Below are 22,599 nucleotides of genomic sequence, written 5' to 3' on the forward strand. Positions count from 1 at the left end.
ATGGTTCTTTGCGTGGTGCGGAAGCGCTTTTTCTCGTCTTCTCGCCGGGAGCGGGACGCCGCTCGCTTAACGTTCTGTCGTTGATCTGTTGGCGCAGGCTCGCCGGCCGGGTGAGAAATATGCGACGGGCCGGTTCTTCGGGGGAGACGGTATGAGCTTGCTCGGGAGGACGAGAGGGCAGGAATCCGAGCGTTCGCCGGCGAGCCGGGCCGGACGCCGAATGCGCTGGTGGCCGGTCGCGATGTGTGGCGGCTGGTTGGCGCAGGTGGTGGTCCGGGTCGTTCTGGCCGCTTTCCACGGATTTCCAATTCTGATCCCGGACGAATCCGGGTATCTGCTCGCGGCACGGCTGCTGGCCGGCGGCGCGTCGAGCGACCTGTCCGGGCGCGTGTTCTATCAAGCCGGTTATTCGCTGCTCATCTGCCCGGCGTTCTGGCTCAGCGGCGATCCGGTGACCGTTTACCGGATCGTCCTGGTCATCAACGCCGTGCTCGGCGCGTCGCTTCTGGTGCCCGCCCACGTGGCGCTACGACGGCTCGGCCTGTCACGGCGGCGGGCCTTCCCACTGGCGATGGTGACGGCGTCCCTGCCGTCGGTGGTCTACTACGGGCAGTACGCGATGAGCGACGCGGTGCTCCCGCTGGTGGTGCTCACCTGGCTGCTGTGCGTCCACTCCTGGGTCGCCCGGAGGGGGCCGGGATGGGGGATCGCCGCGAGCGCGCTGGCCGCCTACTGCTGCAGCGCGCACGTCCGCGGCCTGATCGTCGTCCTCGTGCACGGGGGGCTCCTGGTGGTCCTGCTGGTGCGCCGCCGGCTCTCCGGGCGCGACCTCGCGGCGTCCGCCGCGGTGCTGGCCGTCGGCGTGGTGGCCGGGTGGGCACTGAACTCCTGGGTCCGCGCGGAGATCTACCCCGGTGGTCCCATGGCGTTGGGGCCGTTGGTCGTCGAGCGGCTGACCACGTGGGACGGATGGGGCTGGACGCTCGGCCTGGCCGTGGGGAAGATCTGGTATCTCACCGTCTCGACCTGGGGGCTGGCCGGGGTCGGCCTGGTGGCCGCCGCGCGGGCCGTGCTCCGCCGGAGCACGCCGCTCCCGACGCGGGCGACGGCGGGTCTGGCCCTCGCGACCTTGGCCGGGATCGCGCTGGCGACCTCGGCCGCGACACCGGATGAGGGCACGGTCGCGAACTTCGCCTACGGCCGGTACGTGGCCTGTCTCGCTCCCGCGCTGTTCCTGGCCGGGGCCGCCTGCGTCGCACGCGCCACGCGGGTGACCGCGGCGAAGGCGGTGGCGGCCGCGGCCGTTCTGATGCCGGTGTGCGCCCTCGTGGTGTGGCTGCACGCGGGGGTCCGCCTCACCCGCTCCTTCTTCCTGTCCCTCGACTTCCCCGAGATGAGCGCGCTGACGTGGAGTTGGGATCGCCTGCGGCTCTGGTGGGTCACGGCGGCCGTCCTGGTGCTCCTCCCGGGCCTCGTCCTCGCCAAGGGCCGGAGGGCCGGACCCGTCCTGGCCGCCCTCGTCACCGCCGCGAACCTGGCCCTGGTCGCCGCGGTCGTCGGGCGGGACACCCGCTATTGGGCGGACACCCTCTCCAAGGCGAGCAGCCTGTCCGACGCCGGGCTCCGCCCTGAGGACCGCGTCGGAATCGACTACCGGGATATGCGCTGGCAGATCTGGGTCTCTCAGGCATTCCTGGTGCAAAGCCATCTGCAGCCGATCGACCGCTTCGACTCCCGGACGCTGCCCCGGGGACTGACGCTGGTCATCGTGCCCTGGGATCCTCAGCAGCCACCGAGAGGAACGTGGCCCGCCGCTCCACTGGAATTCGTTCCTATCTCGGCTCATTGGTCCGATTCTGGGAGCTGGGTCGCCTGGCGGCGCCGGTGACGAACAAGTGGTACGCGTCCCCTAAGCCGTGATTCGTACGGTCCTGGACCAAAGGTGACGGTCGCCTTTTCAGCGGGAATGAGTCTTGCTCGATCATTAACCGAGGCGCGCGTCGGGCGGCGAGCCACGGGGTATTCACATCGCGCAATCTTCGGTCAATCCGAAATCCAGCCTTCTCGACTTGTTATAGGTGTCCAAATTGACTGGTTACGGAAAACGAAGGGCGGCTCGCGGCAAGATGCGGTCGCGTGTCGTACCTCTGGCGACCGCCGCGGTGGTCAGCGGCCTCGGCGTCGCGATGGCACTGCCGGGGTCGGCCGACGCTCAGCGCATCATGCCCGGAGCGTCCTCTCTGCGGTCGGTGAATCTCCCGGCTTACGACTTCTGCGAAGAAAACGACATCAGCTGCTGGGAGAACCTCGGCGGCGGCGGCGACGGCGACGGCCTTCCCGGAGTCCCGTCGCTCGGGCACGGGGGAGCCAAGGCGATCGTCAAGGGCGGCGGACACGCGCTGCCCGGCATCGAGGGCGCGGAAGGCCCACAAGGCCCCGAGGGGCCGCGAGGAATCCGCGGCAGGAAGGGCCGCGAGGGTCGCGAGGGCCGCATGGGCCGCCGCGGCGCCACCGGCCCCACGGGTCCGACCGGCCCGACGGGTCCTCGCGGCAACACCGGTCCGACGGGCCCGACGGGTCCGCGCGGCGAGAACGGTCAGACCGGCCCGACGGGTCCCACCGGCCCGACGGGTCCGACCGGCCCGAGGGGCCGTCGCGGCAACACCGGTCCGACCGGCCCGACGGGCCCGACGGGTCCGACCGGACCTGGCGGTCAGCAGGGCCAGACGGGCCCCACCGGCCCGACGGGTCCGACCGGCCCCACGGGTCCGACCGGTCCGACCGGACCTTCGGGTCAGACGGCCTGCATCGACTCGACGGTTCAGGGCAACGATAAGTTCGTCGCACTGACCCAGAACGGGCAGGTCTTCATTCAGGATGTCAGGCTGACGCCGACACCCACGCCCGGCACCTTCCAGAACTTCACTTCGGTGTTCACCAACGCGTTCCCGGGATTCGTCCCGAACTGCGTCACCGTGACGACGATGGGCAATAACGTGCACGTCACCGTCCGCGGCACCAACAACCAGGTTCTGCAGTCCGCGTGCACCGTCAACCCGACGTTCACCTGCGGAACGCCGATCAACCTCGGCACGGCCGCCTTCCGCATGGCGCTCCTGCCGTCGCGGCAGCACAGGATCGCGGTCCTGGACCGATAGGTCGGCGAGCCGCCGGTCGTCGTCCATCACCGTGATCATGGGTCCCGGGCATCACAAGGCTCCCGATGCCCGGGACTCCGCACGTCGGTGCGGAGATCGGTCAGAGGCGGTTCCACACGTAGGTGGGCAGGCCGTGCGCAGAGGCGATGGGCTTCCACAGGGCGACCACCCTGCGCTTGGCGGGACCGGCCTTGTCGTTGGCGGCGATGGCGTCCTGGTACGGCGCCGTCAGCGGGGCGATCCTGCCGCCGCACCCGCGTGCCCGGACCTTCTTCGCCCACGCGAGGTACGCCTGGTCGGCCTCCAGGGAGTTCTGATAGGCCGTGATCATCGCCTGGCGGAGGCGGGAGCCGTTCGGTAGCCGGTCGACACTGAGCGCCTTCGTCCGGGACAGTTCCTGCTGCCGGTCCCGTACGACCCGCTGGAATCCGGCGACGCCCGCGGAGACGTCGTCGCACGTCCGCAGGCGGGCGGGCAGGTGCCCGCGCGCCGTCTGCCCGGTCTTGAGGACCTGGTCCACCGCGGAGGCCTGCTGCGCGGCGGTGTCGGCGGTCGTCTTCTGTGAGGTGGGCGTCCCGCCCCCGCCTCCCGAGGATCCCTGCGTCAGGGCGTAGGCGAGGCCGCCGACGACCACGACCGCCGCGGCGATCCCGCCGACCAGCAGAATCATCCGGTTGTTCCTCTTACCGCCGGTGTCCGGCGACTCCCCGGGCTGCCCGGCGGCCGGGAGAACGCCCTGGTCCCAGCCGTTCGGGTGGTAGCCGGGCGGCGCGGCGCCGTACCCCGGGCCGCCGAAGGGCTGCCCGGCGGGCGGGCCGACGGGCGGACCGAGGTACGGCGCCGGCTCGGTCTCCGGAGTGTTCCAGGGGGCGGGGGAGGGCTGGGACGGCGGCGGACCTCCCACCGGAGGGCCGGGGCTCCAGCCGGCCGGAGGCGGATCGGCCGCCATCGGCCCTCCGCCCGGCGGCAGATCGGGCGCGATCGGTCCCCCGGCCGAAGGGAGGTCGGGCGCCAGCGGCCCGCCGGCGGAGGGGAGGTCGGGCGCCATCGGCCCGCCGGCCGGAGGGCCCAGGATCTGCGTGGCGTTGCCGGGATCGGCCGGGCCGTCCTCCGCGCCGGCGGCCGGCCGGGGGTCCGGCGGCGCGGTCCAGGGGCGATCCTCGCTCGCGTCCCAGATCGACGGGAGGGGCTCGGTCCGCGGGTTGGGCGGTGCGGTCGGTGAGTCGCCCGGCATTCCCATGGGGGAGTGCGGGCCCGGGCCGGGGTGCTCTCCCGCCGACGGGAGCAGCGTGCCGCACCGCGGGCAGGCGGACCGGCCTGGGGGCACCTCGCTCCCGCACGCGGGGCAGTCCATGTGCGATCCCTTCTCCTCGACCGACGTGCTCAGACGGAACTCCGACGGAACATTGTGCCGTCCTGCGGTGAGAGACCGGCCTCGGGCCCGGGGGGAGGAGGACCGCCGGCGGAGACGCAGCGGGTGAGGGAGGGGCCTCAGAGCGTCCCAAGACGGGTTCCGTGAAGGCCCGGCACCGGCCCCGTATCGACCGAGGTAGGCAAAGCGCACATCATTACGCAATCCAGACGTGACCAAGTCGCCTGCCTGTCTTAATTGACCACCACGAGGATGCCTCGCGTCCGATCTTTCTCCTCCGAGAGGACCACGGTGTCTTCTGTCCCTCTTCGCCATGCGGGCGCGCTCGGCGCGGTGGCCGCCACGCTGGCACTCGGCGCCCTGGTCGTCCCCCGGGTCGCCGGCGCCGCTCCCTCGTCCGACGCGCTGATCGCCGAGGTGTACGGGGGCGGCGGCAACTCCGGCGCCACCCTCACACAGGACTTCGTCGAACTGGCCGACCGCGGCTCCCAGCCGGTGTCCGTGGACGGGTGGAGCGTGCAGTACCTGTCGGCCTCGCCCGGCCCGACCTCGAAGTGGCAGGTGACCAGGCTGACCGGCAGCATCCCCGCCGGCGGGCGTTACCTGGTCGCCGAGGCGAAGGGCAGCGGCGGCACGGTCGCCCTGCCCACGCCGGACGCCACGGGCTCGATCAGCATGTCCGCGACGGCGGGCACCGTCGCCCTGGTCACCGGCTCCGACGCGCTGACCTGCCTGACCGCCGCGGACTGCGCGGCCGACTCGCGCGTGCGCGACCTCGTCGGGTTCGGCGGCGCCGTGGTGCGCGAGGGCACCTCCGCCCCGGCGCCGAGCAACACGACCTCGGTGAACCGCGGGGCCGGCCTCGCGGACACCGACGACAACGGGACCGACTTCGCCACGGCGGCGCCGACGCCCGCGAACAGCGGCGGAGGGTCCGGCGACCCGTCGCCGACGCCGACGCCCACCCCGACCGATACGCCGACGCCGGGCAGCGTGCGGATCCACGACATCCAGGGCACGACGCGGATCTCCCCGGACAACGGGAAGCCCGTCACGAACGTTCCGGGGATCGTCACCGGGGTCCGGGCGACCGGCTCGTCGCGCGGGTTCTGGTTCCAGGACCCGCAGCCGGACGACGACCCCCGTACGAGCGAGGGTCTCTTCGTCTTCACCGGCTCCGGCACGCCGGCGGTGAAGCCGGGCGACTCGGTGCTGGTCTCTGGCACGATCTCCGAGTACTACCCCGGCGGGGCCTCCAGCGGCAACCAGTCGGTCACCGAGCTGAGCAAGCCGAAGTGGACGGTGCTCTCCTCCGGGAACCCGCTCCCGGCCGCGTTCGCCCTCGGCCCGGACACCGTCCCCGCGGCGTACACGCCGGACGCGGGCGGGGGCAGCATCGAGCCGCTCGCGCTTCAGCCGTCCACGTACGCGCTCGACCTGTTCGAGTCGCTGGAGGGCATGCGCGTACGGGTCGACGACGCGCCGGTGATCGCTCCGTCCAACGCGTACGACGAGCTGTGGGTCACCACGCGACCGGCGGACCACCGCAGCGCCCACGGCGGAGTCCTCTACTCCTCCTATGACGACCCGAACAGCGGGCGGCTGGAGGTCACCTCACTGCTCCCCGACGCGGAGCACCCCTTCCCGCAGGCGAACGTCGGCGACGCGCTGACCGGCACGACCGAGGGCCCGCTGGACTACGTCGGCTACGGCGGATACGAGCTGCAGGCCACGACCCTGGGCGCCCTGCACGACGGCGGTCTCACCCCCGAGGTGACGCGCAGGCAGGAGAACAAGGAGCTCGCGGTCGCGACGTACAACGTGGAGAACCTCGCGCCGAGCGACGCGCAGTCCAAGTTCGACCGGCTGGCCAAGGGCGTGGTGCACAACCTGGCGACGCCCGACGTCGTGGCCCTGGAGGAGATCCAGGACAACAGCGGCGCGGTCGACGACGGCACGGTCGCGGCGGACGTCACGCTCGGGAAGTTCGTCGACGCGATCGTCGCGGCGGGCGGCCCCCGGTACCAGTGGCGGGAGATCGACCCGGTCAACGACGCCGACGGCGGCCAGCCGGGGGGCAACATCCGGGTGGCCTTCCTGTTCAACCCGGACCGGGTGTCCTTCATCGACCGTCCCGGCGGCGACTCGACCACCGCGGTCCAGGTCGTCGGCGACCACGGCCAGGCCGGGCTGTCGGTGTCGCCCGGGCGCGTCGACCCGGGGAACGCGGCCTGGACCGACAGCCGCAAGCCGCTGGCCGGCATGTTCGAGTTCCACGGACACCGGGTGATCGTGGTCGCCGACCACTTCAACTCCAAGGGCGGAGACCAGAGCCTGCACAGCCGGTTCCAGCCGCCCACCCGGTCGTCGGAGGTCCAGCGGAGGCAGCAGGCCGCGGTCGTCCACGGGTTCGTCGAGGACCTGCTGAAGACGGACCGCAAGGCGAACGTGGTGGTCGTCGGCGACTTCAACGACTACCAGTTCTCCCCGGCCCTGCAGACGCTCACCGCCGGTGGCGTGCTGGAGGACCTGATCGGCGACCTGCCGCTTCCAGAGCGGTACAGCTACGTCTACGACGGCAACTCGCAGGTGCTGGACCACATCCTGACCAGCCCGCGGGTGAGCGGCGGCGCCGACTACGACGTCGTTCACATCAACGCCGAGTTCGCCGGCCAGACCAGCGACCACGACCCGCAGGTCGTCCGGCTCCGGCCGAAGGGCTGACCGGCGCTCGTCCGGCCTGAGCCGGATCGCGGTCCACGGCCGTGACCCACGCCTCCGCGCGGGTCACGGCCGTGCCGCGTTCCCCGAGATCCTCACCGGTGTCGAGGAGAACGGATCAGATCGGGTACGCGCGGCCGCGTACGTAGGTGCGGACCCGTTCGACCAGCCCCGTTCCGGTTTCGATGAGCGTGTTCAGCAGCGGACGGTCGGAGGAGCGCTGCCGGACCGACGCCTTCGCCTTCACCTCGGCCGCCTTCCGGCCGAGAGCGGAGAGCTCGTCCGCGCCGAGGTGCTCGGCGAGCGGCGGGAACAGCTTCTGCTCTTCGGACCGCATGTGGGCGCAGACGTCCCTTCTCAGCTGCGCCAGGAGGCTGGTGAGCTCCGCGCTCGGAAGATCGTGGCTCTCCAGCCGCTTCCCCAGGGCCTCGATGGTCTCGTGCTCGTCCATGTACGGCTCGAGCAACCGCGGTCCCTCGGGCAGGCGGTCGCGGGCCACCGGATACAGGTAGGCCTCCTCGGCGATCGAGTGCCGGATCATCTCGGCGATCAGCAGGTCGACCAGCGAACGCCACAGCGGTTCGGGCGCGGTGAGGTGATCCAGCTCATACAGGAGTTGCCGGAGTTCGTGGTGGTCCTCGGTCAGGACGCTGCACAGATCGTCCGATGGGCTCATTCCGGCACCTCGAAAGTCGCTTCCGCGACGGCCTACTGGAGGCCGTGCCCCGGTCGGGGGCGGTGAAACCCGGCGCACGGCGAATCCGCCGCCGCGGGCGACACGCCGGAGGAGGTCTGCTCGGCGAGCGGACACCCGGGGAAGCAGGTCGCAACCGGCATTACTCTGGCGGGCATGGTCCCCCGCCCCGACGCTCCGCCGAACACCGCAGAGGTCAAGCTCGCCCACATCCGGGCGATCACCGACGCGGCGCTCGCGCACATGGGCGTCGAGGACGTGCTGGACGAGCTGCTGGACCGGGTGAGAGAGATCCTCGAGGCCGACACCGCGGTCGTCCTCCTGCTCGACCACTCCGGCCGGCAACTCGTCGCGACCGCCGCCAAGGGCATCGAGGAGGAGGTCTACCAGGCCGTCAGAGTACCGGTCGGCAAAGGTTTCGCCGGGAGCGTCGCCGCACGGCGCGAGCCGGTGATCATCGATGACGTCCCTACGGCGGACATCGTCAACCCCCTCCTCATGAACAAGGGGCTGCACTCGCTGCTCGGCGTTCCGCTGGTGAGCGGCGGCATGCTGCTGGGCGTCATGCACGTGGGGACCATCCGGCCCCACCGGTTCACCGGCGAGCAGGTCGAGTTCATGAGGATGGCGGCCGACCGTGTCGCCCTGGCGGCGCGTTCGCTGCTGTCGGAGACCGCGCAGACGGCCGCCCGCGAACTTCAGCGGAGCCTGGTCCCGGCCGCGCTGCCGGAGCTGGACGGCGTCGAGATGGCCGCGCGGTACAGCCCGGGGCGGGCGAGCGTGGGCGGCGACTGGTACGACGTGTTCGATCTGCCCTCCGGGGAGCTGGGCATCGTGATGGGAGACGTCGCCGGGCACGGTCTGCAGGCGGCGGTCATCATGGGCCGCATGCGCAGCGCGCTGCGCTCCTACGCCCTCGAGACCGACGACCCGGCGAAGGTCCTGCACAAGCTCGACCGCAAGATGCAGCACTTCGAGCCCGGAGCCATGGCGACCGTCCTGTACGCGATCTGCGACCCGGGTTTGGAACGCGCCAGGGTGTCCTCGGCCGGCCACCTGCCCCCGGTCCTCGCCCGGCCGGGTGAGCCGACCGTGTCCCTCGAACCGCTGATCCCCTCCGGCCTGGTGATCGGCGCCGACACCACGGTGAAGCGCCACACGTCGACGATCGAGATCCCACCCGGCGGCCTGGTGTGCTTCTACACCGACGGGCTCGTCGAACGCCGCAACGCCTCCATCGACGACGGCATCCGCAGACTGTGCGACGCCGTGCGCCCCGACCGCCCCGAGGCGGTCTGCGCGGCGGTCATGGCGGCGCTCGTCGGCCGCGAGCCGATGCAGGACGACGTCGCGCTCCTCGCCGTACGGCGCGCCTCCGCCTGAGGCACGCCGTCGGGTCGCCGGCGCTCGGAGGGCCGCCCGCGGAAGAGGCGGGACCTTCGGCCGTGGCGGATCGAGCGGCCGGCCGTGTCTGCTGGAGCGGTCGGTACCGAGCCGGGCGCGCGCCCGCGGAGCGGGCCGTCCGGGCGAGCGTGAGGAGTGACTGATGCGGGTGGTCTCGGAGTCGCGGCTGGCGGCGGTGCTGGCGGGACTGCCACACCGGCCGCGCGTGGTGGCCGGCGGGAACTTCGCCACCCCCTGGCAGGCGCTGGCGGTGCTGGACGAGGCGGTCGCGGAGTACCGATTGTTCGTGCTCAACGGCCAGGCGGGCCTGCCGGATCGGGAGGGGGTCGTGCTGGAGACCCCGTTCGTCGGGCCGGGCCAGCGCGGGCGCGCCGGTCTGCGGTACTTCCCGTGCCGGCTGTCGCTGGTGCCACAGCTGCTGAACGAGGTGCTGGTGCCCGACCTCGTGATCGTGCAGACGTCCCCGCCGGTGGACGGGACCGTGTCCCTGGGCATCGAGGTGAACGTGCTGCCGGCGGCGATCGAGGCCGCGCGGGCGCGGGGCGGGCTGGTCGTCGCGCAGGTCAACCCGCAGATGCCGTACACGTACGGCGACGCGGTCCTGCCGGTCGGTGAGATCGACTATGCGATCGAGGCCGACCGCGCGCTGGCGGTGCCCGTACGGCGCGAACGGGGTCCGCTGGCACGGGTGATCGGCGAACGGGTCGCGGCGCTGGTGCCGGAGGAGGCGACGCTGCAACTGGGCATCGGGGCGGTGCCGGACGCGGTGCTGGAGTCGCTGCGAACCCGGCGCGGACTGGGCATCTGGTCGGAGATGTTCAGCGACGGAGTGCTCAGCCTGGAGAAGGCCGGAGCGCTGTCGTCGGCGCACCCGATCACCGCGTCCTTCGCGTTCGGGTCGCAGGAGCTCTATGACTGGCTGGACCGCAACCAGCGGGTACGGATGCTGCGCACGGAGAAGACCAACGACCCCGGCCTGATCGCCCGGCAACCGCGCCTGGTCTCGGTCAACTCGGCCCTGCAGGTCGACCTGTTCGCGCAGGCCAACGCCGCGCGGGTGCACGGGATGATCTACTCCGGTTTCGGCGGGCAGACCGACTTCGTGGTCGGCGCGATGCACTCTCCCGGCGGCCACGCGATCATCGCACTGCCGTCCTGGCATCCGAAGGCGGACGTCTCGACCGTGATCCCGCGGCTGTCCGGACCGGTCACCTCCTTCCAGCACAGCTTCATCGTCAGCGAGCAGGGCACCGCCGCGATCTGGGGCCGTGACGCGGTGTCCCAGGCGCAGCAGATCGTCGACCGGGTGGCGCACCCCGACGCCCGCGGGGAACTGCGCGAGGCGGCCCGAGACCTCGGCTTCCCGCTGCGCTGACCGAGGGCGGACGCGTCGTTGGACCGGCATGGCGGGCCGACGGCGGTACGGTCGTGGGCATGACCACCCCCATCAAGGTCTTTCTCCTCGATGACCATGAGGTCGTGCGGCGGGGTGTCGCCGCCCTGCTGGAGTCCGAGGACGACATCACCGTCGTGGGTGAGGCCGACACCGCCGAGCGTGCGCTGGCCCGGGTGCCGGCCCTCCAGCCGGACGTCGCGGTGCTGGACGTGCGGCTCCCCGACGGTGACGGCGTGACGGTGTGCCGGGAGCTGCGCTCGCGCATGCCGGAGCTGGCCTGCCTGATGCTCACCTCCTTCTCCGATGAGGAGGCGCTGTTCGACGCCGTCATGGCCGGCGCCTCGGGATACGTGCTCAAGCAGATCCACGGCTCGGATCTGGTGGGCGCGGTCCGCACGGTGGCGTCCGGCCAGTCGCTCCTCGACCCGAGCAGCACCGCGAAGATGCTGGAACGCCTGCGCCGCCCTGCCCGCCAGGACCCGCTCGCGGACCTCACCGAGCAGGAACGCAGGATCCTCGACCTCATCGGGGACGGCCTGACCAACCGCCAGATCGGCGAACGCCTGTTCCTGGCGGAGAAGACCGTCAAGAACTACGTCTCCGGGATCTTCACCAAGCTCGGCATGAACCGCCGTACGCAGGCGGCGGCCTTCATCACCCGCCTCCGTACGGACCGCCCCGATGATCGGCCGGGAGACGCTCGAAATAGCATCTGATCATGACGAACGAAGCAGGTAATGGACGCATCGTGGTCGGCGTGGACGGTTCTGAGCCGTCGAAGCGGGCCCTGGAGTGGGCGATCCGCCAGGCCCGCGTGACCGGTGGGAGCGTGGAGGCGATCACGAGCTGGCAGCTTCCCACCGCGTACGGATGGGTGCCGCCGGCGGACGTGGACTGGGAAGGCGACGCGGCCAAGGAGCTGACCGAGGCGGTGCGGGCCGTCGCCGGGGACGAGCCCTCCGTCCCGATCCGATCCACGGTGGTGGAGGGCAACCCCGCCGAGGTGCTCGTGAACGCCTCCCGTGACGCCGAGCTCCTGGTCGTCGGCAATCGCGGGCACGGCGGGTTCGCCGGACTGCTGCTCGGCTCGGTCAGCCAGCAGTGCGTGCATCACGCGCACTGCCCCGTCGTCGTGATCCACGGCGATGCCCCGGAGCACGGGGGCGCCTGAAGTACCCACGGCGGCGGGGACGAAGGTCCCGCCGGTGGCGCGGCTTTGGCCTCTGCGACGGGCCGAGCGGTTCGCGGTTGAGTAAAGGCAGCCGGAACCGCTCCGGCACCGCCTGAATGAGGTGAAGACGATGGCCGTCACCGACCGCCGCCCCGCGACCCACCGCCCGCACGCCCGTCCGTTCCACGCCGAGCCGGTGACCGAGCGGCCGGCCGCCCGCTACGTGTGGGCCCTGGCGCGCATCTCGCTGGGCTTCGTGTTCGTCTGGGCCTTCCTCGACAAGCTGTTCGGGCTGGGGCACGAGACCACGGCCAAGCAGGCCTGGATCCACGGCGGCCACCCGACCCTCGGATTCCTGAAGTTCTCGGCGGCCGGCCCGTTCAAGGGCTTCTACCAGAACATCGCGGGCGTGTCCTGGGCCGACTGGCTGTTCATGCTGGGCCTCGCCGGGATCGGGGCCGCGCTGATGCTGGGCATCGGCATGCGGATCGCGGCCGCGGCGGGCTCGGTCATGCTGGTCATGATGTGGAGTGTCGTCCTTCCGCCGCAGAACAACGTGTTCATGGACGACCACCTCATCTACGCCCTCCTGGCGATCGGCCTGGCCCTGGTCGGCGCCGGCGACACCATCGGCCTGGGCCGCTGGTGGGCGGGGACCCGCCTGGTCCGCCGCCTTCCCATCCTCAAGTGACGGTGACGGTCCCCGAGGGGAGAGCGCGTGGCGAAGGCCCGCGCTCTCCCCTCGCGCATTCACGGCGAGGACTCCGGAACGACGTAAGACCACGAACGGTGCGCGGGAGTCCTCCGGCCCCGAGCGGCCGTTCAGCCGGCCTGGCCGACACGGCGGCCGGTGATGCGGCTCGGCCGAATCCGCAGGTAGAGCTCCCGGACACCGCCCGCCCACGGCTCGACGCCCGCCTCACGGACCGACGCGCGCTCCTCCTCGGACTCCACGTGGTGCAGCGAACCCTGGATCAGGACGCTCCATCCCGCACGCGCCGCCGGGTCCAGCTCATCGATCTCGAACGCGACCTGGTACTCGGCGTTCGAGATCCCGGTGCGAAGGTCCTCATCGGTCGGGCTGTCCTGGGCGGTCCGGAAGACGATCGTGCCCTCGTGCAGCTTGTAGTTGACCGGGAGGATCGTCGGACCGTACCGGCCGACGTAGGCCAGCCGCCCGACACCGCCCGACGAGATCAACCGCAGGCACTCGTCCTCGTCCAGGGCCAGCGGGGGCGTTCCACCGTCCTGTCCCGGGCTCGCGGGCCGCGCCTCGGCCGAGCCGGCCGGCTCACCCGTCATGCCATCACCCACGTCGATCAGTCCCATCTGAGATCAGCCGGAGCCGTACCAACCGGGACGTTCCCCGATCCCCGCCACCGAACCAGCCCCGCCGGGGCCCGGCCGCGTGGGCGGGATGTGTCCCGGAGCTCCGCGGGGTACCGCCGGACGGCATCGATGGGGAGGCGCGGCGGGGGCCGGGGGCGAAGCGGGCCGCACGCAGCGAAGTAGCAGACCCGCTCCGCCAGGGGGAACCCCCGGCCGCAACACTACCTTTACGTGACGGTAGGGTGAAGCCCGGTCGAGAGCGGTCACCCTGCCCGGTCACCGGGTCGGGAGCGGTCGCCCCGTCCTGGTCATCGCGTCCGCTCATCGCGGCCGGCCGGACATCCTCCCTCTTTGCACCCGGCACGCCGTGCGGGGCCGCCGCCTGCCGCCCATCGCCCCATCACGGAGGATCATCGTGCCCACCTACCGCGTCCGAACGAACGACGGGGATCTGCGCACCGTCCAGGCGCTACGACTGTGCGCCGACCTTCACCATGTCCGCCTGGAGGAGCGCGCCGCCGGGGACTGGCGGACGGTGCTGGAGGTTCCGCTCGGGGAGGTCGAGCAGGTCCAGCGCCGGCTCAACGAGCCGAACGGCAGCTGGATCTGGATCACCGAGAAGCTGCCGGCCGCCCCGTCCGCATGAGGCGGTGGACCGCCGGCTCAGGACGCGGATTTCAGGGCGTCGGTGAGTTCGGTGGAGAAGCGTTCGGCGTCGGCGAGGCGGGTGCGGATCTCCTCGCAGCGCCGTAGGACCATGTCGCGGTAGCCGGTCAGTCGTCCGGTCAGTTCGGACCGGCGTTCGGCGCACGGGTCGGTCTGGAGTTCGTCCAGGACGCCGAGCAGGTCCCGCATCTGCTCGAGCGTGAAGTCGAGCGGCTTCATCCGCTTGATGACCATGAGCCGGGTGACGTCCGCCTCGGTGTAGAGGCGGAATCCGCCCTGGGAGCGCGCGGAGGGCGGGGCCAGTCCGACCTCCTCGTAATGCCGGATGGTGCGCAGGCTCAGCCCGGTGCGGTCGGCGACCTCACCGATCTGCATGTGCGTTGCGCCCATCCACGTCCTCCAGCGTCATCACCCACGTCGCCTGCCGTAATCGCTCAAGCTTGCCACTTCGCGCCGTCCGGCGCGATCTACGGCCGGGCCCGGCCATGGGCGCCGCCGGGCCGGTGCCTCAGTCGCCGATTCCGGCCGCGAGCAGCGGGGTGAGGGTGATGTCGGGGTGCTCGCGTTCGATGGTGCGCAGGCGCCACTTGTCGCTGAAGACGGCGAGGAGGGAGCCGTCCAGGACCCGGGTGAGGACCTCGACGCCCCGCCGGCCGGCGAGGGCCTCCACCGACGCCTGGTCGGTGACGCGGGCGGTGGTGTACTCCAGGCGGCTCAGCTCGATCGGCGCGCCGAACTCCTGCTCCATGCGATGCGCGACGACCTCGAACTGCAGCGGGCCGACGGCGGCCAGCACCGGGGCCTGGTCGCCGCGCACGTCGCTGCGCAGCACCTGGACCGCGCCCTCGGAACCGAGCTGGTCGATGCCGCGGCGGAACTGCTTGGCGCGGCCGTTGTCCCTGGCCCGGGCGACCATGAAGTGCTCGGGCGCGAACGCCGGGATCGGCGGGAAGACGATGGGGGTCTTGACGTAGAGCGTGTCGCCGACGGTCAGGCCGGCGGCGTTCGACAGGCCGATCACGTCACCGGGATAGGCGACGTCCACGGTGGAGCGGTCCCGGCCGAACACCGTCTGGGCGTACTTCGTGGCCAGCGGCCGACCCGTCGGCTCGTGGATCAGGGTCATGCCGCGCTCGAACCGGCCGGAGCAGACGCGGATGAAGGCGAGCCGGTCGCGGTGCGCCCGGTCCATTCCCGCCTGGACCTTGAAGACCTGTCCGGAGAAGGGCCCGTCGACCGGGCGTTCCCGCCCGTCGGCGCCGGCCCGGGGCGTCGGCGCGGGGGCGAGCGCGCGGATCGCCTCCAGCAGGTTCCGTACGCCGAAGTTGGGCAGCGCGGCGCCGAACAGCACCGGCGTGCAGATGCCGGCCCGGTACGCCTCCAGGTCCAGGTCGGCGCCGATCTCCGCGACGAGGGCGAGCTCCTCCTGCGCGGTGTGCCAGGCGTCGCCCTCCTCGGCCGCCGCCCGCCCGGCCGGCACGGTCTCCTCGATCGCCCGCCTGGCCCCGCCCGGCGTACGGCGGTAGCGGGTGTACGTCCCGCCGGCGCGGTCGATCAGGCCGCGGAAGTCACCGGCGACGCCGACCGGCCAGTTCAGCGGAGCCGGCTGCAGGCCGATGCGCTGCTCGACCTCGTCCAGCAGCTCGAGGGGCTCACGGCCGGGCCGGTCCCACTTGTTGACGAACGTGATGACCGGGATGCCCCGATGGCGGCACACGTCGAACAGCTTGAGGGTCTGGGCCTCCAGGCCCTTGGCGGAGTCCAGCAGCATGATCGCCGCGTCGACGGCGGCCAGCACCCGGTAGGTGTCCTCGGAGAAGTCGGCGTGGCCGGGGGTGTCCAGCAGGTTCAGGAGCGTGTCGCCGAACTCGAACCGCAGCACCGAGGAGGTGATCGAGATGCCGCGGTCGCGTTCCATCTCCATCCAGTCGGAGGCGACTCCGCGCCGTCCGGCCTTGCCGTGGACCGCGCCGGCCTGCTCGATGGCCGCCGCGTGCAGCGCCAGCGCCTCGGTCAGCGTGGACTTGCCCGCGTCCGGGTGACTGATCACCGCGAAGGTACGGCGCCGGGCGGCCTGCTCCACGACGTCCGTGACCCGTTCGGTCTCCTGCTCGACCGCTGTCACCCTGGCGTTCCCTCCCGTACGTGCCCGTCTTCTCCCACCCGGGCGCCTACCCTAACGTTAGGGTCGATTGAGGGTGGTCCGTCCTGGACGACCGCCGGACTAGACGGCGGTGCCGAGGAGGTAGCCGAGGGTCGCGGCCAGCAGCCCCAGTGCCAGGCTCCCGAAGGCGTTGAGGCCGGCCTCCAGGAGCGAGCCCTCCTCCAGGAGACGGGTGGTCTCGAAGCCGAAGGTGCTGAAGGTGGTCAGGGCGCCGCAGAACCCGGTGCCGGCCAGGGTGACGACCGGCTTCGGCAGGTCGTGGGCGGCGCCGGTGAGCAGGCCGAGGATCAGGCAGCCGATGAGGTTGACGGTGAAGGTGCCCCAGGGGAGGACGCCGTTGCCGCGCTGCTGGACGAACCGGTCGATCAGGTAACGGCTGGGCGCTCCGAGGGCACCGCCGAGCAGCACCAACAGGACGGTCACCGCTCCTCCTTCCCCTTGTCGCGGCCGACGTAGCGGTAGACCTCGACCGGCTCGAGGGTGACCAGCCCCTCGTCGATGAGCTCGTCGAGTTCGAGGAGAAAGTCGACGATCTTGTCTTCGGCGTCGACGATCACGATGGCCAGCGGCAGATCGTCGCTCAAGGACAGGATCCGGCTGGTGTGGATCCGGGACGAGGCGCCGAATCCCTCGATGCCGCGGAACACGCTCGCGCCGGCCAGCCCGCGCTCGCGGGCGCGGTGCACGATCTCGGCGTAGAGCGGCTTGTGGTGGTACTGGTCGGTCTCGCCGATGAGGATCGTCACGCGGCAGGCGGTGCCGTGGAGTCTCATGCCCGCTCACTCCCTCGGTTCCGGCGTACGGGCAGCCCGGCGATCAGGCGGGCCAGCGCCATTCCGCACCAGACCGCGACCAGACCGCCCACCAGGCTATTGACCACGTACGCGTCGGCGAGCGTCCACGCGCCGTGTCCCGCCAGATTCCTGATCTCTACGGCGAAGGTCGAGAAAGTGGTGTAACCGCCGAGGAAACCGACGCCGAGGAAGGGACGGACGTACCGGTTCGGCGGCCACACGTCGAGGACGAGCACCATGAGCAGCCCGAGGGCGAAGCAGCCGGTGAGGTTGATCGAGAACGTGGCCCACGGGAAGTGACCGGGCTTGACCGGCATCGCCGCGGAGATGAGGTAGCGGGCGACGCTGCCGAGCGCGCCGCCGAGCGAGATCACCGCCAGGACGCTCCACTGCCGGTCGCGGCGCGGCGATCGCCGGGGCGCGAAGACGTCGCGGTCAGGGTCGTTGCTCAGGTCGACGTCGGGGTCGATGGGCAGGTCGGCGGGCTCCTCGACGGGGTGGCCGACCGGGCCGTCGGGGGACGGGGAGGTCACGGCATCCTCTCGTTCGGCTGCATGCCACCTCCCTGACCTCGAGCCAGGGACCGTCAGCGGCGGCGCCGCGGTTCAGGTGAGCCCCATCACCTCTGCCGTCTTCCATTCTGCCCTATGTCCCGAGACGCCATCACTTCGACCACGCGGCCCTGAGATCGAGAGCGGTCACCAGTGGTCGTGGTGGAGCACGGTCTCCAGGGGGCGCCGGCGGCGCCAGCCGTGCCGTTCGAGGTCCGGCACGGTCTCCAGGTGAGTGACCGGGCCCAGGCACAGCCAGGCGACCGGACGGATTCCGGCCGGGACGCCGAGCAACTGACGCAGGTACGGCTCCCGGTAGAAGGACACCCAGCCGACGCCCAGTTTCTCGGCGGTGGCGGCCAGCCACAGGTTCTGGATGGCCAGGCAGACCGAGTAAAGTCCCGCGTCGGCGATGGCGTGCCTCCCCAGCACCGCCGGGCCGCCTCGTTCGGGATCGTAGGTGACCACGACCGACAGGCTGCTCTCCAGCACACCGTCGATCTTGATCCGGGCGAAGCGGTCGGCGTCGGCGCCCTTGAGCGTGGCCGCGAACTCGGCGCGCTCGTGCTGGACGTGGTCGTGGAAGGCGCGCCGGACGGCCGGGTCCCGCACGAGGATGAAGTCCCAGGGCTGGGACAGCCCGACGCTGGGCGCGGCGTGCGCCGCGGTGAGGATGCGGTGCAGGACCTCTTCGGGTATCGGCGCGCCGGTGAACTCGGCACGCACGTCGCGGCGGCGATGGATCAGGTCGTAGATATCGGCGTTCAAGAGCATGCTCCCGTTGCGTACGAGGACTCGTCCGGACGTCGACCCGGTCCGGGATCGACGGCGATCACGATCTTCCAGTGTCGAGCGGCTCATGGCGCACGCCCGCAGGGCATGCCGAGGTGCCGCTTGCGGGGTTTGCTTGGACGAGCTAATTTTTGCTCATGCGAGCAAGAACCTTCACCGAGTCGGGCAGGCGCGCGCAGATCGTGACGGCGGCGATCGAGGTGATCGCCGAGGTGGGGTACGCCAAGGCGTCCTTCAGCCGGATCGCCAAGCGCGCCGGCCTGTCGAGCACCGGCATGATCAGCTACCACTTCGCCGGCAAGGACGACCTGATCGCGGCGTGCGTCGCCGAGATCGAGCAGGTCACCGAGGCGTTCATGCAACCGCACATCGACGCCGCCGACGGCCACGTCGCGCAGCTGCGCGCCTACGTCGAGTCGAACCTCGCGCTCGTCGGCGAGCACCCCGCCGCCGTCCGGGCGCTCATCGACATCGTGCGGAACTCCGGCTCGCAGAGCGCCGCCGTCAACGGACGCCTCGCCATGGTCGAGGAGCACTTCCGCACCGGGCAGGAGGCGGGCGTCTTCCGTCCCTTCGACACGCGGACCGTGGCGATCGCGCTCATCACCGGCCTCGACGCGGTCGTCGTCACCGCATCCGCCGCCGTACCCGAACCCGCCGAGCTCGCCCGCCTGGGCCGCGAGCTCGCCGATCTCTACGTGCGGGCGACCGCAGCCGATCCCGAGGGAGAGACCGCATGATGATCGACGAGAGGCCCGTGCCCGACGCGGGCCTGCGCCGGGTGGTCCGCGCGAACGTGATGACCGTCGTGTTCGAGGTGGTCGTGCCGATGGCACTGTTCTACGGCCTGCGCGCCGTGGGCGTGAGCCAGTGGTGGGCGCTGATGGCCGGCGTCCTGGTGGCCGCGCCGTACGTGGTGTGGACCGTGGTGCGCGACCGCCGGGTCGACCTCCTCGCCCTGGTCGCCGTGAGCGTCATGGTGCTGTCCGTCGTGCTCGGCCTGCTGTCGGACGACCCGCGCGCCCTCGCGATCCGGGAGGGGTGGACCGCCGCGCTGGGCGGCCTGTTCGGCGCGTGGATGCTGGTCACCGTCTTCATCGGCAGACCCGCCCAGCTCACGTTGGGCCGCGCGATCGCCGAGATCAAGCGCGGCGCCGAGGGCGCGGCCGCGTGGGCGGACCGCTGGAACACCGACGCCCGCTTCCGGCGCGGGCTGCGCATCGACACGGCCGCCTGGGGCGCCGTGCTGCTGGCCAACGCGATCGTGCACATCGTGCTCGTCTACACGCTGCCGATCGACCTGATCTCCCTGGTCACCACCGTGGCGTGGTTCGCCGCCATGGCCGGTCTGATCGCCTGGCACGTCTGGTACATCCGCAGGGAGAACCTCGAGGCCTGACAGCGATGATCGAGCGCCTCCTCGCCCGGGCCCGACCGGACGCCGGGCGCGGCGCTCAGGAGAGGTCCGTCCGCTTCAACCGCCGAAGAGCCGCAGGCGGTGCGCCGTGGCCGCGGCCTCCCCGCGCGAGGTGACGCCGAGCTTGGCGAGGATCCGGGAGACGTGGACGCTGGCCGTCTTCTCCGTGATGAAGAGCCTCGCACCGATCTCCCGGTTGGAGTGACCGTCCGTCAGCAGCCGGAGTACCTCGGCCTCGCGCGGGGTGAGTCCGAGCATGTCGATCTTCCGGGTCTCCTCCGCCGCCTCGGAGGCATCGGAGGCCGGAAGGCGTACGCTCCGGGCCAGGGCGTCGATCTCCTCCTGGAGGAATCCGGCGCCGAGAGCACCGGCCTCCTCCGCGGCGGACGCGAGCAGCGCCCGCGCGGTGCGGTTGTCGCGTAGTGCGATGGCCGCCTCGGCGGCGCGTACCCGCGCGTGACAGGCGAGATGGGGATTGCCCGCCTTCTCCCACGCGGTGACGACCTCGTGCCAGGCCGGGCTGGTCGTCTCGAGGGAATCCATCTCGGCGGCGAACTGCGCGGCGTAGGCGTGCCATGGCGGAGTGTCGGCCGGGAGGCGGGCCGCCACCGCGGAGAGGACCTCGGTGAGGCTGCCGGCCGCGTGAGACTCCGCGAACGCGCGCAGCCGCGTCCGCGCCCGTACCTCGACCATCGCGCCGGTGGTGACCAGCGCCCACGTGTGGACCACGAGCTGGCCGCGCTCCGGCGCCGCGTCGAGGGCCCGCGCCAGCACCTGCCGGGCGTGATCGATCCGGTCCTCCCGCAGAGCGATCTCCGCGTCGAGGCGCGCCATCGGCAGGAGACCGTCCTCATGACCGAAATCCGGGCCGAATTCGCCGGCGGCCAGCCCGAGGTACCGCTTGGCGGCCGCCAGGTCACCGCGTGCGAGCGCGAGGTCACCGCGCAGCAGGTGCAGATAGGCCACGAAGACACCGCTGACGTTCTCTTCCGACGCCTCCATCGCCGCCGCGGCGTCGGCCCAGCGCCCCATCGAGAAGAGGGCCATGCCGAGGTTCGCGGTCAGGAAGGCGCCGAGAGTGGCGGAAAGGCCGCTCTTGTGCGCCGCGTCCAGCCCCTCACGGGTGACGGTCACCGCCTCCGCGTAGAGGCCGACGGCCCAGAGCTGGACGGAGAGGTTGACACACGCGCGTGTCAGCCCGGGCAGGTCGTTGCGGCTCTTGGCGAGCACCCGCGCCGCCTCGAACACGGTCACCGCGTCCTCGTGGCGGCCGTCGTAGGCGAGCGCCGTGCCCTGCGTCGTCAGGGCGGCCACCTGGAGCTCGTCGTCTCCCAGGGCGCGAGCGATCCGCACGGCCTCCCCGCTCACCCGGCTCCCGGCGGCGGCGTCTCCCCGAGTGGTCAGCGCGGAGCCCAGGATCTCCAGCACGGTGCCACGGGTGACGGACGTTCCCGTCGGGACCAGCCGCACGGCCTCCTCGAGAGCGGGCACGGCGTCCGCATGACCGAGGCGGAGCAGGAGCCTGCCACGGCGTGCGAGCAACAGCGCCGCTCTCTCGGGTTGCCGAGCGCGGTCGACATTGGCCAGGGCCTGCTCCGTCAGGACGAGACCCTCCTCATGTTCGCCGGCGAGCCACGCCGCGTGCGCCGCCTCGTACTCGAGTTCGTGCCGGTCGGCCGCCTCCGGCACGTGAGCCGACAGGTCCAGCGCGCGCCGGAGCAACTGGTACTGCTCGACGTGCGCGCTCAGCCCCTTGGCGACGGCCGCGGCCCGCAACAGGGCCGGCAGCTCGCGGGTCGGCTCACCCGCTCCCGCCCAGTGGTACGCGAGGCTGCTCGGCAGATGTTCCGGCGGCAGGAGCTCCGGCCGGCCCTCGAGCGCGAGGGCGTACGCGCGGTGCAGCCGGATGCGTTCGCCCGGCAGGAACTCGTCGAAGACCGCCTCCCGTACGAGAGCGTGCCGGAAGTCGTAGCCATCACCGTCCGCCGCGAGCACGTACGCGTCGATGGCCGAGCGCAGGGCGTCGAGCAACGCCTCGTCCGGCATGGCGGCCACCGCCGCCACGACCTGATGGGACACCCGGGACCGCTCGATCGCGACGAGCCGGATCACCCGTTGCGCCGGTTCGGGGAGGCGCTCGACCCGGCTGACCAGAAGGTCGCGCAGAGAGTCGTCCAGGCTGGACATCCCGCTGCGCCATACCCGGACCAGCTCCTCGACGAAGAACGCGTTCCCGCCGGAGCGCTCGAAGATCCGATCGACGAGCGCGGGTGGCGGCTCCGTGCCGAGCGCGCTCGTCATCAGCTCGGCGGTCTCCGCATGGGTGAAGCGTCCGAGTTCGATGCGCTGGACGCCCTCCACGCGATTCAACTCGGCCAGGAACGGCCGGAGCGGATGGCCCCGGAAGAGGTTGTCGGTGCGATACGTCGCGACGATGAGAGCGCGAGTGCCCCGGAGGCTGCGCGCCAGGACGTCGAGGAGCGCCCGCGTCGACCGGTCCGCCCAGTGCAGGTCCTCGATGAGGAGCACCACGGGCCGCTCGGCCCCGAGCCGTTCGACGAACACGGCGAACTGGTGGAAGAGCCGGGCCTGACCGGCGGGCGTCTCTCCGGTGGGGCCCGGCAGCAACAGCTCGGGGAACAGCTGAGCGAGCTCCGGCAGGGAGGGCAGCAAGGAGACCAGCCGGTCCACACCGAGCCCGCGGACGAGCCCGCGGAGCGCCGTGATGATCGGCGCGAGCGGGAGGCCCTCCAATCCGGACTCCACACACGCCCCGGACAGGACCAGCGCGCCGGAGTCCTCGGCCGCGTCGGTGAACCGCTCGACCAGCCGGGTCTTGCCGACGCCCGCCTCGCCACCGACCAGCACGACCTGTGGTCTGCCCCCGGCGGTCTGGTCGAGTGCCGTGGCGAGCCTCTCGTACTCTCGCCGTCTGCCGATGAACGACCGGGCGGGCGTCCTGTCCATGCT

Annotated in this window: 21 protein-coding genes; 11 read left to right on the forward strand and 10 right to left on the reverse strand. The window is 71.7% G+C overall.

The window, feature by feature from the left end; translation table 11 throughout:
* Positions 1-256 precede the first annotated feature (256 nt).
* Positions 257-1,888, forward strand: coding sequence for a hypothetical protein (locus NE234_RS31185; protein ID WP_252784437.1), 1,632 nt, complete (start codon positions 257-259; stop codon positions 1,886-1,888).
* Between the two features lie 238 nt (positions 1,889-2,126).
* Positions 2,127-3,158, forward strand: coding sequence for a hypothetical protein (locus NE234_RS45105; RefSeq protein ID WP_305886728.1), 1,032 nt, complete (start codon positions 2,127-2,129; stop codon positions 3,156-3,158).
* Between the two features lie 100 nt (positions 3,159-3,258).
* On the opposite strand, the gene NE234_RS31195 is transcribed toward NE234_RS45105, so the two are convergent.
* Entirely contained in the window at positions 3,259-4,512 is a 1,254-nt protein-coding gene (locus NE234_RS31195) for a zinc ribbon domain-containing protein (protein WP_252784438.1), read from the reverse strand.
* A gap of 309 nt (positions 4,513-4,821) precedes the next feature.
* Between NE234_RS31195 and NE234_RS31200 the strand changes: the two genes are divergently transcribed.
* A complete protein-coding gene (locus NE234_RS31200; RefSeq protein WP_252784439.1) occupies positions 4,822-7,254 on the forward strand; it encodes an endonuclease/exonuclease/phosphatase family protein in 2,433 nt (810 codons plus the stop codon).
* 115 nt (positions 7,255-7,369) lie between these two features.
* Here NE234_RS31200 and NE234_RS31205 read toward each other — a convergent pair whose 3' ends face one another.
* Positions 7,370-7,927, reverse strand: a complete 558-nt coding sequence (locus NE234_RS31205; RefSeq protein ID WP_252784440.1) for a hemerythrin domain-containing protein — start codon at positions 7,925-7,927, stop codon at positions 7,370-7,372.
* 174 nt (positions 7,928-8,101) lie between these two features.
* Here NE234_RS31205 and NE234_RS31210 point away from each other — a divergent pair, with 174 nt between their 5' ends.
* The 5 genes from NE234_RS31210 (at position 8,102) to NE234_RS31230 (ending at position 12,607) form a co-directional block, all read left to right on the forward strand.
* On the forward strand, positions 8,102-9,328 hold the full coding sequence (locus NE234_RS31210; RefSeq protein ID WP_252784441.1) for a PP2C family protein-serine/threonine phosphatase: 1,227 nt from the start codon (positions 8,102-8,104) through the stop codon (positions 9,326-9,328).
* A 163-nt stretch (positions 9,329-9,491) separates the two neighbouring features.
* Positions 9,492-10,724 (forward strand): acetyl-CoA hydrolase/transferase family protein, encoded by a 1,233-nt coding sequence (locus NE234_RS31215; protein ID WP_252784442.1) that lies wholly within the window; start codon positions 9,492-9,494, stop codon positions 10,722-10,724.
* A gap of 59 nt (positions 10,725-10,783) precedes the next feature.
* Positions 10,784-11,461 carry a response regulator gene (locus tag NE234_RS31220; RefSeq protein ID WP_252784443.1) on the forward strand — a complete coding sequence of 226 codons (678 nt, stop codon included), beginning with the start codon at positions 10,784-10,786 and terminating at the stop codon, positions 11,459-11,461.
* Positions 11,462-11,463: 2 nt separating this feature from the next.
* Complete coding sequence (locus NE234_RS31225; RefSeq protein ID WP_252784444.1) at positions 11,464-11,916, forward strand: universal stress protein; 453 nt, start codon at positions 11,464-11,466, stop codon at positions 11,914-11,916.
* A 130-nt stretch (positions 11,917-12,046) separates the two neighbouring features.
* The gene (locus NE234_RS31230) at positions 12,047-12,607 is read left to right on the forward strand and encodes a hypothetical protein (protein WP_252784445.1); all 561 of its coding nucleotides are present in this window, start codon (positions 12,047-12,049) and stop codon (positions 12,605-12,607) included.
* 131 nt (positions 12,608-12,738) lie between these two features.
* On the opposite strand, the gene NE234_RS31235 is transcribed toward NE234_RS31230, so the two are convergent.
* Entirely contained in the window at positions 12,739-13,218 is a 480-nt protein-coding gene (locus tag NE234_RS31235) for a pyridoxamine 5'-phosphate oxidase family protein (protein WP_252784446.1), read from the reverse strand.
* A 442-nt stretch (positions 13,219-13,660) separates the two neighbouring features.
* Here NE234_RS31235 and NE234_RS31240 point away from each other — a divergent pair, with 442 nt between their 5' ends.
* Entirely contained in the window at positions 13,661-13,891 is a 231-nt protein-coding gene (locus NE234_RS31240; protein WP_252784447.1) for a hypothetical protein, read from the forward strand.
* A 17-nt stretch (positions 13,892-13,908) separates the two neighbouring features.
* On the opposite strand, the gene NE234_RS31245 is transcribed toward NE234_RS31240, so the two are convergent.
* The 6 genes from NE234_RS31245 to bluB all read right to left on the reverse strand — a co-directional run bounded on the left by NE234_RS31245 (position 13,909) and on the right by bluB (position 18,188).
* Positions 13,909-14,301: a MerR family transcriptional regulator gene (locus NE234_RS31245; RefSeq protein WP_252784448.1), complete on the reverse strand. Its 393-nt coding sequence runs from the start codon at positions 14,299-14,301 to the stop codon at positions 13,909-13,911.
* A 118-nt stretch (positions 14,302-14,419) separates the two neighbouring features.
* Entirely contained in the window at positions 14,420-16,036 is a 1,617-nt protein-coding gene (locus tag NE234_RS31250) for a peptide chain release factor 3 (protein ID WP_252784449.1), read from the reverse strand.
* Positions 16,037-16,135: 99 nt separating this feature from the next.
* Positions 16,136-16,498, reverse strand: coding sequence for a fluoride efflux transporter CrcB (gene crcB / locus NE234_RS31255; protein ID WP_252784450.1), 363 nt, complete (start codon positions 16,496-16,498; stop codon positions 16,136-16,138).
* Complete coding sequence (locus tag NE234_RS31260; protein ID WP_252784451.1) at positions 16,495-16,848, reverse strand: DUF190 domain-containing protein; 354 nt, start codon at positions 16,846-16,848, stop codon at positions 16,495-16,497. Before NE234_RS31260 ends, crcB (NE234_RS31255) begins: the two co-directional genes overlap by 4 nt.
* Complete coding sequence (gene crcB, locus NE234_RS31265; RefSeq protein WP_252784452.1) at positions 16,845-17,402, reverse strand: fluoride efflux transporter CrcB; 558 nt, start codon at positions 17,400-17,402, stop codon at positions 16,845-16,847. The genes NE234_RS31260 and crcB (NE234_RS31265) overlap by 4 nt, the downstream gene beginning before the upstream one ends.
* A 165-nt stretch (positions 17,403-17,567) precedes the next feature.
* Positions 17,568-18,188 carry a 5,6-dimethylbenzimidazole synthase gene (gene bluB, locus NE234_RS31270; protein WP_252784453.1) on the reverse strand — a complete coding sequence of 207 codons (621 nt, stop codon included), beginning with the start codon at positions 18,186-18,188 and terminating at the stop codon, positions 17,568-17,570.
* Positions 18,189-18,349: 161 nt separating this feature from the next.
* On the opposite strand from bluB, the gene NE234_RS31275 reads away from it, so the two are divergent.
* Together NE234_RS31275 and NE234_RS31280 are read left to right on the forward strand one after the other, a co-directional pair.
* Entirely contained in the window at positions 18,350-18,952 is a 603-nt protein-coding gene (locus tag NE234_RS31275) for a TetR/AcrR family transcriptional regulator (RefSeq protein ID WP_252784454.1), read from the forward strand.
* Positions 18,949-19,611, forward strand: a complete 663-nt coding sequence (locus tag NE234_RS31280) for a VC0807 family protein (protein ID WP_252784455.1) — start codon at positions 18,949-18,951, stop codon at positions 19,609-19,611. Before NE234_RS31275 ends, NE234_RS31280 begins: the two co-directional genes overlap by 4 nt.
* Before the next feature lie 75 nt (positions 19,612-19,686).
* On the opposite strand, the gene NE234_RS31285 is transcribed toward NE234_RS31280, so the two are convergent.
* Entirely contained in the window at positions 19,687-22,596 is a 2,910-nt protein-coding gene (locus NE234_RS31285; RefSeq protein WP_252784456.1) for a helix-turn-helix transcriptional regulator, read from the reverse strand.
* Positions 22,597-22,599 lie beyond the last annotated feature (3 nt).

The organism is Actinoallomurus rhizosphaericola, assembly GCF_024055675.1.
Taxonomy (GTDB): domain Bacteria; phylum Actinomycetota; class Actinomycetes; order Streptosporangiales; family Streptosporangiaceae; genus Actinoallomurus; species Actinoallomurus soli.